Annotated in this window: 7 protein-coding genes; all 7 read right to left on the reverse strand. The window is 67.5% G+C overall.

Annotated elements, in window-relative coordinates:
* Positions 1-1,930: calcium-binding protein (locus AAG801_RS38795; protein WP_341893216.1), on the reverse strand; the 1,930-nt coding region annotated here is incomplete at its 3' end.
* A 203-nt stretch (positions 1,931-2,133) separates the two neighbouring features.
* Positions 2,134-3,630: an ammonium transporter gene (gene amt, locus AAG801_RS38800; protein ID WP_341893217.1), complete on the reverse strand. Its 1,497-nt coding sequence runs from the start codon at positions 3,628-3,630 to the stop codon at positions 2,134-2,136.
* Positions 3,631-3,653: 23 nt separating this feature from the next.
* Positions 3,654-3,992 carry a P-II family nitrogen regulator gene (locus AAG801_RS38805; RefSeq protein WP_341893218.1) on the reverse strand — a complete coding sequence of 113 codons (339 nt, stop codon included), beginning with the start codon at positions 3,990-3,992 and terminating at the stop codon, positions 3,654-3,656.
* Positions 3,993-4,013: 21 nt separating this feature from the next.
* Entirely contained in the window at positions 4,014-4,754 is a 741-nt protein-coding gene (locus tag AAG801_RS38810; RefSeq protein ID WP_341893219.1) for a TorF family putative porin, read from the reverse strand.
* A 185-nt stretch (positions 4,755-4,939) separates the two neighbouring features.
* Positions 4,940-5,788, reverse strand: coding sequence for a class III extradiol dioxygenase family protein (locus AAG801_RS38815; protein ID WP_341893220.1), 849 nt, complete (start codon positions 5,786-5,788; stop codon positions 4,940-4,942).
* A gap of 2 nt (positions 5,789-5,790) precedes the next feature.
* Entirely contained in the window at positions 5,791-6,132 is a 342-nt protein-coding gene (locus AAG801_RS38820) for a protocatechuate 4,5-dioxygenase subunit alpha (RefSeq protein ID WP_341893221.1), read from the reverse strand.
* A 140-nt stretch (positions 6,133-6,272) separates the two neighbouring features.
* Positions 6,273-7,037, reverse strand: a 765-nt coding sequence (locus tag AAG801_RS38825) for a tripartite tricarboxylate transporter substrate-binding protein (RefSeq protein ID WP_341893222.1), incomplete at its 5' end; no start/stop codon positions are given.

Here is a 7,037-nt window from a genome sequence, read left to right on the forward strand (position 1 = left end):
ACACGCTGGATTGCACCGTGTCGATCTCGCTGGCCAGCGTCGAGGTCTCGGTCGTCACGTCACCGCTCGCGTTGACCACATAGGTGTCATTGCCTGTCCCACCCACCATCGTGTCGTTGCCGGTCCCACCATCGAGCGTGTCGTTACCACCCATGCCGTCGAGGGCGTTGGCCCCGCTGTCGCCGACCAGCGAGTCGCCGTAGAACTCCGAGCCGCGCAGGTTCTCGATGCCGATCAGGGTGTCGACCCCGTCGGCGCCACCGGAGCGGTCGGTCAGCAGGCTCACCTGCACGGCGCCGCCGGCGTTGCGATAGTCCGCGCGGTCGATACCGCCACGGCCATCGATGCGGTCGTTGCCTGCCCGGCCACGCAGGAGGTTATCGCCCGCGTCGCCGGACAGGGTGTCGTTGAACGCCGAGCCGTAGGCCGCCTCGATGGCAATCAGGCTGTCGTTCCCGTCGGCCCCTGAACTGCTGCCGGCATCGAGATCCACGACGACGCTTCCGGACGCTGCGCCGTAGTCGGCGATGTCGATCTCGGCGCCGCCGTCCAGGGTGTCGTTGCCGGCGTTTCCGCGCAGGTAGTTGACGTTGCCGTCGCCAGTGATGGAATCCGCCAGCGCGGACCCGAAGATGCCCTCGATACCGACCAGCGAATCGCTGCCTTCGCTGGCGCTGCCCCCCGTGCCTGCGGCGAGGCTCACGGTGACGGCAGCGCTCGAACCGAAGTAGTTCACGTAGTCGAGGTTGACCTGCTCCCCGCCGACGAAAGTGTCGTTGCCGGCCGCCCCGGTGAAGGTGTCGTCACCGGCGCCGCCGTCCATCGAGTCGTTGCCCGCGCGCCCCTCGAAAGCGTTCGCCGCGGCGTTGCCGATGAACACGTCGTCGAAGGACGATCCGCGCACGTTCTCGATGCCCACCAGCGTGTCGAGGCCTCCCAGACCATCCTGCGCGAGACCGGACACGAGGTTGACCGTCGCCGCCGCGCCGGAGTTCTGATAGCGCACCCAGTCGACGCCGCCCCGGCCGTCGATGTAGTCGTTGCCCGACAGCGCCTCGAAGGTCTCGGCCACCACGGTGGTGTTCGAGCCGAACAGCGTGTCGTTGAAGTTCGAGCCGCGGATGAAGTTGATGTTCGTGAAGGTGTCGGTGCCGCCGTAGCCGTCCTGCGCGGTGCCCAGTGCGATGTCGACGTTCACCGCCGCCGGCGAGACCTGGTAGCTCAGGCGCGCCGACGAAGCGGTGAGGTTGCCGCCATTGATGCTGTCGTTGCCGGACAGTCCCATGAACTGCTCGAACAGCGAGCCGTCGCTGCCGCGCATCGTGTCGTTGAAGTTGCTGCCGACGACGAAGTTGATGTTGATCAGCGTGTCGGTGCCGCCCTGTCCGTCCAGCGCGATGCCGGTCTGCAGGTTGATGTTGATGCCGCTGACCGCCGTCTGCCAGTACTCGACCTGGTTCAGGTTGGCGTAGTCGATCGTGTCGGTGATGGTGCCGCCGTTGATGGTGTCGTTGCCGGCCCCACCGGAGAAGAACTCGGCCCACAGATTGGTGCTGCCGGTCAGCGTGTCATTGAAGGCGCTGCCCTGCAGGCCTTCGATGCTGACGAAGGTGTCGGTGCCGGCGCCGAGGGTGTTCTGTGCCCCGCCGATCGCCAGCGACACGTTCACCGCACTTGCCGCCGTGCGATAGCTCGCCCAGTCATTGCCGGTGCCGCCGTTGAGCAGGTCGTTGCCGCCCAGTCCGGCCAGCGTGTCGTTGCCGGCCTCGCCGAGGATGGTGTCTGCACCCGCCGTGCCGTCCAGCGAGTCGTTGCCGGGGCTGCCGGGCACCGTATCGTCGGTTCCGATCGTGCGCGCCAGTTGGCGTGCGACGGCTCCTGCCGCCAAGGCCTCTTCTTCGCGCACGACAACACGTTCGAACACTGGCATCTTGAGTCTCCCTGCTGTGCGCCGACGGCCATCCCGGCCACGGCTAGACGAAGCTCAAGGTACTCCGATGCACCAGCTCACACCATGGGGTGGACGAGTGATCCCCACGAGCTAGGGGGCTGCGGCGTCCCAATGGAAAGGGCCCCCTCGCGGTGGCCCTTGTCCAGCGACCGGCCGGCGCGATGCCAGCCGGTTGCGCGGCGTCAGTTGTGGTACGCCGTCTCGCCGTGCGAGGTGATGTCCAGACCTTCGCGCTCCTCGTCTTCCGGAACACGCAGGCCGATCACCAGGTCGACGATCTTGTAGGCGATCAGCGAGACCACGCCCGACCAGACGATGGTCAGCAGCACGGCCTTGAGCTGGATCCAGACCTGCGCACCGATGGCGTTGGAGGTCACCGAGGCGGTGACCCAGTCGCCCACCAGACCCGGGCCGCCGAGCGCCTGGGTGTTGAACACGCCGGTCAACAGCGCGCCAACGATGCCGCCGACACCGTGGACGCCGAACACGTCGAGCGAGTCGTCCGCGCCGAGCATCTTCTTCAGGCCCGACACGCCCCACAGGCAGGCAAAGCCGGCGACGAAGCCGATCACGATGGCGCCCATCAGGCCGACGTTGCCGGCGGCCGGGGTGATGGCGACCAGGCCGGCCACCGCACCCGAGGCGGCACCCAGCATCGAGGCCTTGCCCTTGACCAGCGTCTCGCCGATGCACCAGGCCAGCACCGCAGCGGCCGTGGCCGAGAAGGTGTTGGCGAAGGCGAGCACCGCGCTGTTGCTGGCTTCGAGCGCCGAGCCGGCGTTGAAGCCGAACCAGCCCACCCACAGCATCGAGGCGCCGACCATGGTCAGCGTCAGCGAGTGCGGCGTGAAGGCTTCCTTGCCGTAGCCGACGCGCTTGCCGACCATGTAGGCACCGACCAAGCCGGCCACCGCGGCGTTGATGTGCACCACCGTGCCGCCGGCGAAGTCCAGGCCGCCCCACTGCCAGATCAGGCCAGCCTTGGCGTTCAGCCCGTCGACCAGGTCGGCGCTGGCGTAGGCGTCCGGGCCCATCCAGAACCAGACCATGTGCGCGATCGGCGCATAGCTGAAGGTGAACCACAGCGCCATGAACAGCAGCACCGCGCTGAACTTGATGCGCTCGGCGAAGGCGCCGACGATCAGGCAGCAGGTGATGCCGGCGAAGGTCGCCTGGAATGCGGCGAACAGCAGTTCAGGGATGTAGACGCCCTTGCTGAACGTCGCGCCCATCGCGAAGGTGCCGGCCGCGGGATCGAACAGGCCCTTCATGAACAACCGGTCGAAGCCGCCGATGTAGGCATTGCCTTCGGTGAACGCCAGGCTGTAGCCGTAGATGAACCACAGCACGACGATCATCGAGAAGGTGACCATCACCTGCATCAGCACCGACAGCATGTTCTTGCTGCGCACCAGGCCGCCATAGAACAGCGCGAGGCCGGGCACCGTCATCAGGATGACCAGCAGCGTGGCCACGATCATCCAGGCCACGTCGCCCTTGTTGGCCACCGGCGCAGCGGCCGGAGCCGCCTCGGCCGCAGACGCGGCGGGTGCCGCAGCCTCGGCCACGGCCGCCATCGACGCCGCCGCCTCCGGCGCGGACGCCGCCTGGGCCAGCACGGCCCCCGAGAAGCCCAGGACCGCGAGGCCCAGGGCAAGAGTCGCAATGAGTTTCTTCATGGTTGTCTCTTGTGGTCCTTCGCTCAGAGAGCGTCCTTGCCGGTCTCGCCCGTGCGAATGCGGACGACCTGCTCCAGCGACGACACGAACACCTTGCCGTCGCCGATCTTGCCGGTGCGCGCGGCACCCTCGATCGCCTCGATGACGCGATCGACGATGCCGTCGTCGACGGCGGCCTCGATCTTCACCTTCGGCAGGAAGTCAACAACGTACTCCGCACCGCGGTACAGCTCGGTGTGGCCCTTTTGGCGACCGAAGCCTTTCACTTCGGTCACCGTGATGCCCTGCACGCCAATGGCGCTGAGGGCCTCACGCACTTCGTCGAGCTTGAACGGCTTGACGATCGCGGTCACCATCTTCATGGTCGTCTCCAGTGGGGTGGTTCAGAAAACGTACTTCACGGACAGAACGCCCGCGGTCTTGCCGAGGAACTTGCTGCTGTTCGCATCGGCCCCCGGCACGTAGAAATCCTTGTCGGCGTCGGTGCCGACGATGGCGCCGCTCACCGAGAGGCCGGCGCCGAGATCCTTGGTCAAGGTGATCGAGTAGTCGGTGTAGCTCGCAGCGTCCTCCGCCGGGCCCTTGATCTTCTGGTAGCCGACGTGCGGCACGACGACGAAACCGCTGCCGACATCGAAAGTGGCCGACAGGTCGAAATAGAAGCTGTTCTTGCTGTCCGCGTTGCCGAAGGTGTTGGTCACGGCGTGCGAGTACTTGCCGGTCAGCAGGCCGTAGGTCAGCGCGCCGTACAGCTCGGTGGTGCTGGCGCTGGGGTTCAGGTTGTTGCTCGGGTACTCGTAGCGCAGCACGCCGACGTCGAAACCGAGGCCGGGCACGACCTCGCCCTTCACGCCGCCGTACAGGTCGATCTCGACGCTGCTGTCGCCGCCGGGAATGTCGTCGATCCACTTGATCGTCGACGCCCACGCGCCGATGTAGAAACCGGCCGGCAGGCCGTAGTCGACGCCGCCTTGCAGCGCGGGTTTCAGCCGCGTCTGCGAGATACCGCGGTAGCGGTAGTCGGTCGTCAGGCCGATATTTCCGGAGAACTGCGCGTACGACAGCGACGGCAGCACGGTGAGTGCGGCCGCGGCCAGTGCCGCAAGCAGGTCGGGCTTCTTCATCGAGGTTCCTCCAGAGTCGGATGGCGCGTTGACTGCCGTTCCGTTCTGCAGCTTCTGTGCCACGCCTGCGAGACGGCGCAACACCCCACGACGGCGCACGCGCACGTGGCAGCGCGCCAAAATGCACCACGCAGGTGCAGTTCGGCGCGAGGGTCCGAATTGGTGCGCCCGCGGGAGCGCGTCGCTCAGCCGAGCGGCTGGTTCTCGAGCAGCAGCAGGCCGGCCGCCGTGTTGGAGAGGGGAATGTGGTAGTTCGAATGCAGCCGGCTCACCCGGCCGGTGAGTGCGGCGCGAGTGACCAACCACATCAGCAGTTCGATGCCCTGCGTGCCCGCCTTCTCCACCAGTTCATGGTTGGTGTAGCGCGTCGCCCATTGCGGGTCGCGCACCAGGCTGTCCATGAAGCGCCGATCAAATTCCTTGTTGATGAAGCCGGCGCGTTCGCCGTCGAGCTGGTGCGACAGGCCACCGGTACCGATCACGACGACCTTCGCGTCGCTGTTCCAGCCCTCGATGGCGCGGCCGATCGCCTCGCCGAGCTTCCAGCAGCGCGCCGCGCTCGGCAACGGGAACTGCACGGTGTTGATGCACACCGGCACGGTGCGCACCGGCCAGGCGCCCTGCCCGGGCCACAGCAGTGCCATCGGCAAGGTGAAGGCGTGGTCGACGAGCATTTCCTGACAGGTCGTGATGTCGAACTCGTCACGCACCAGCGATTCGATCAGGTGCCACGAGAGTTCCGGGTCGCCGCGGAAGGGCGGCACGACCGGGATGCCCCAGCCCTCGTCGGCATTGCGGTACTCGGGCGCGGCGCCGACCGCGAAGGTCGGCATCTTGTCGAGGAAGAAGTTCAGGCCATGGTCGTTGTAGACCACCACCGCCACGTCCGGCTTCACTTCGGCCAGCCACTGGTGCACCGGCGGGAAGCCATCGAACCAGGGCTTGAAGTACGGGTCGCCCTGCAGGTTGCGGGCGATCGCACGGCCGATGGCCGGCACGTGCGAAGTCATGATGCCGCCGATGATCCTGGCCATGGTCAGCTCCTGGCGGCGGCGAGCAGCTTCGCCTTGAAGGCATCCTTGGTCATGCCGGTCTGCTGCGCGCCCAGGTCCTGCACGTCCAGGCCGAAGATGCCGGCCAGCTTGGCGAGGTAGTAGACGTTGCCGCCGGCGGCGATCATCGCCAGCACGTTGCGCCCCTTGACCGCCTCGCGCTGCTCGAGCGTCAGCGCGTAGCGCGCGCAGTAGCCTTCCTCGTCGCGCAGGAAGGCCTCGCGGTTGGCGGCCTCGTTGAACGAGAAGCACATCTTGTTCAGCGCGTAGCCCTTACGGGCCTGCACGCCGTCGAACAGGGTGGTACCGGGAATCGGCGTGTGCATGGCAGTCTCCTCCACGAACGGGAGAGGCGATTGAGCCGCGCTTCGAGCACGCGCGGCTTGACCTGACTCAACCTGCCATGCCGAGCCACGCGATCGGCGCGGTTGACCGCTCCGGAGCGGTGCGTCGCGCGCCGCGCTGGCTACTCGGGTTCGATCTTCGCCGCGCGGATCACCGCGGCCCAGCGGCGGATCTCGGCGTCGAGCAGCGTGCGCAGCGCCTGCGGCGCACCCGCCTCGGCGCGCACGCCGAGTGCGGCCAGGCGCTGTCTCACGCCCGCGTCGGCCAGCGCCTGGCGTAGCGCCGCGTCGAGCCGCTCGACCACCGGCGCGGGTGTGCCTGCGGGTGCGGCCAGCGCATTCCAGGAAGCCACGGCGTAGCGGGCACCGCTGGCCTCCTGCACGGTGGGAACGGTGGGCAGCAAGGCGCTGCGCTGCTCGCCGGTGGTAGCCAGCACACGCAGTGCCTGGCCTGCCACCTGCGGCAGCACCGGGCCGAGGATCTCCACCGCCACATCGACGTCGCCGGCGCGCAGTGCCGTCAGCACCGCCGGCGTGCCCTTGTAGGGAACGATCAGGGCGTCGATGCCCAGGCTGGACTTCAGCAGCTCCGCGGCCAGGTGCTGCGTGCTGCCGACCGCGATCGTGGCGATCGTCAGCCGGCCTGGCTGGGCCTTCGCATGGGTGATCAGCTCCGCCAGCGTGGCAAAACGCGAGCGTGCATCGACCACCAGCGCCAGCTCGAAGAAACCGATCGTGCCGATCGGTGCGAAGTCGCGCTGCACGTCGTAGGGCAGCTTGCGGAACAGGCTGGCCGACACCGCGTTGGCATTGCTCATCAGCAGCAGCGTGTGGCCGTCGGGCCGCGCCTGCGCCACCGCGCTGCTGGCGACGATGCTGCCGGCACT

Source organism: Variovorax sp. YR752, assembly GCF_943372545.1.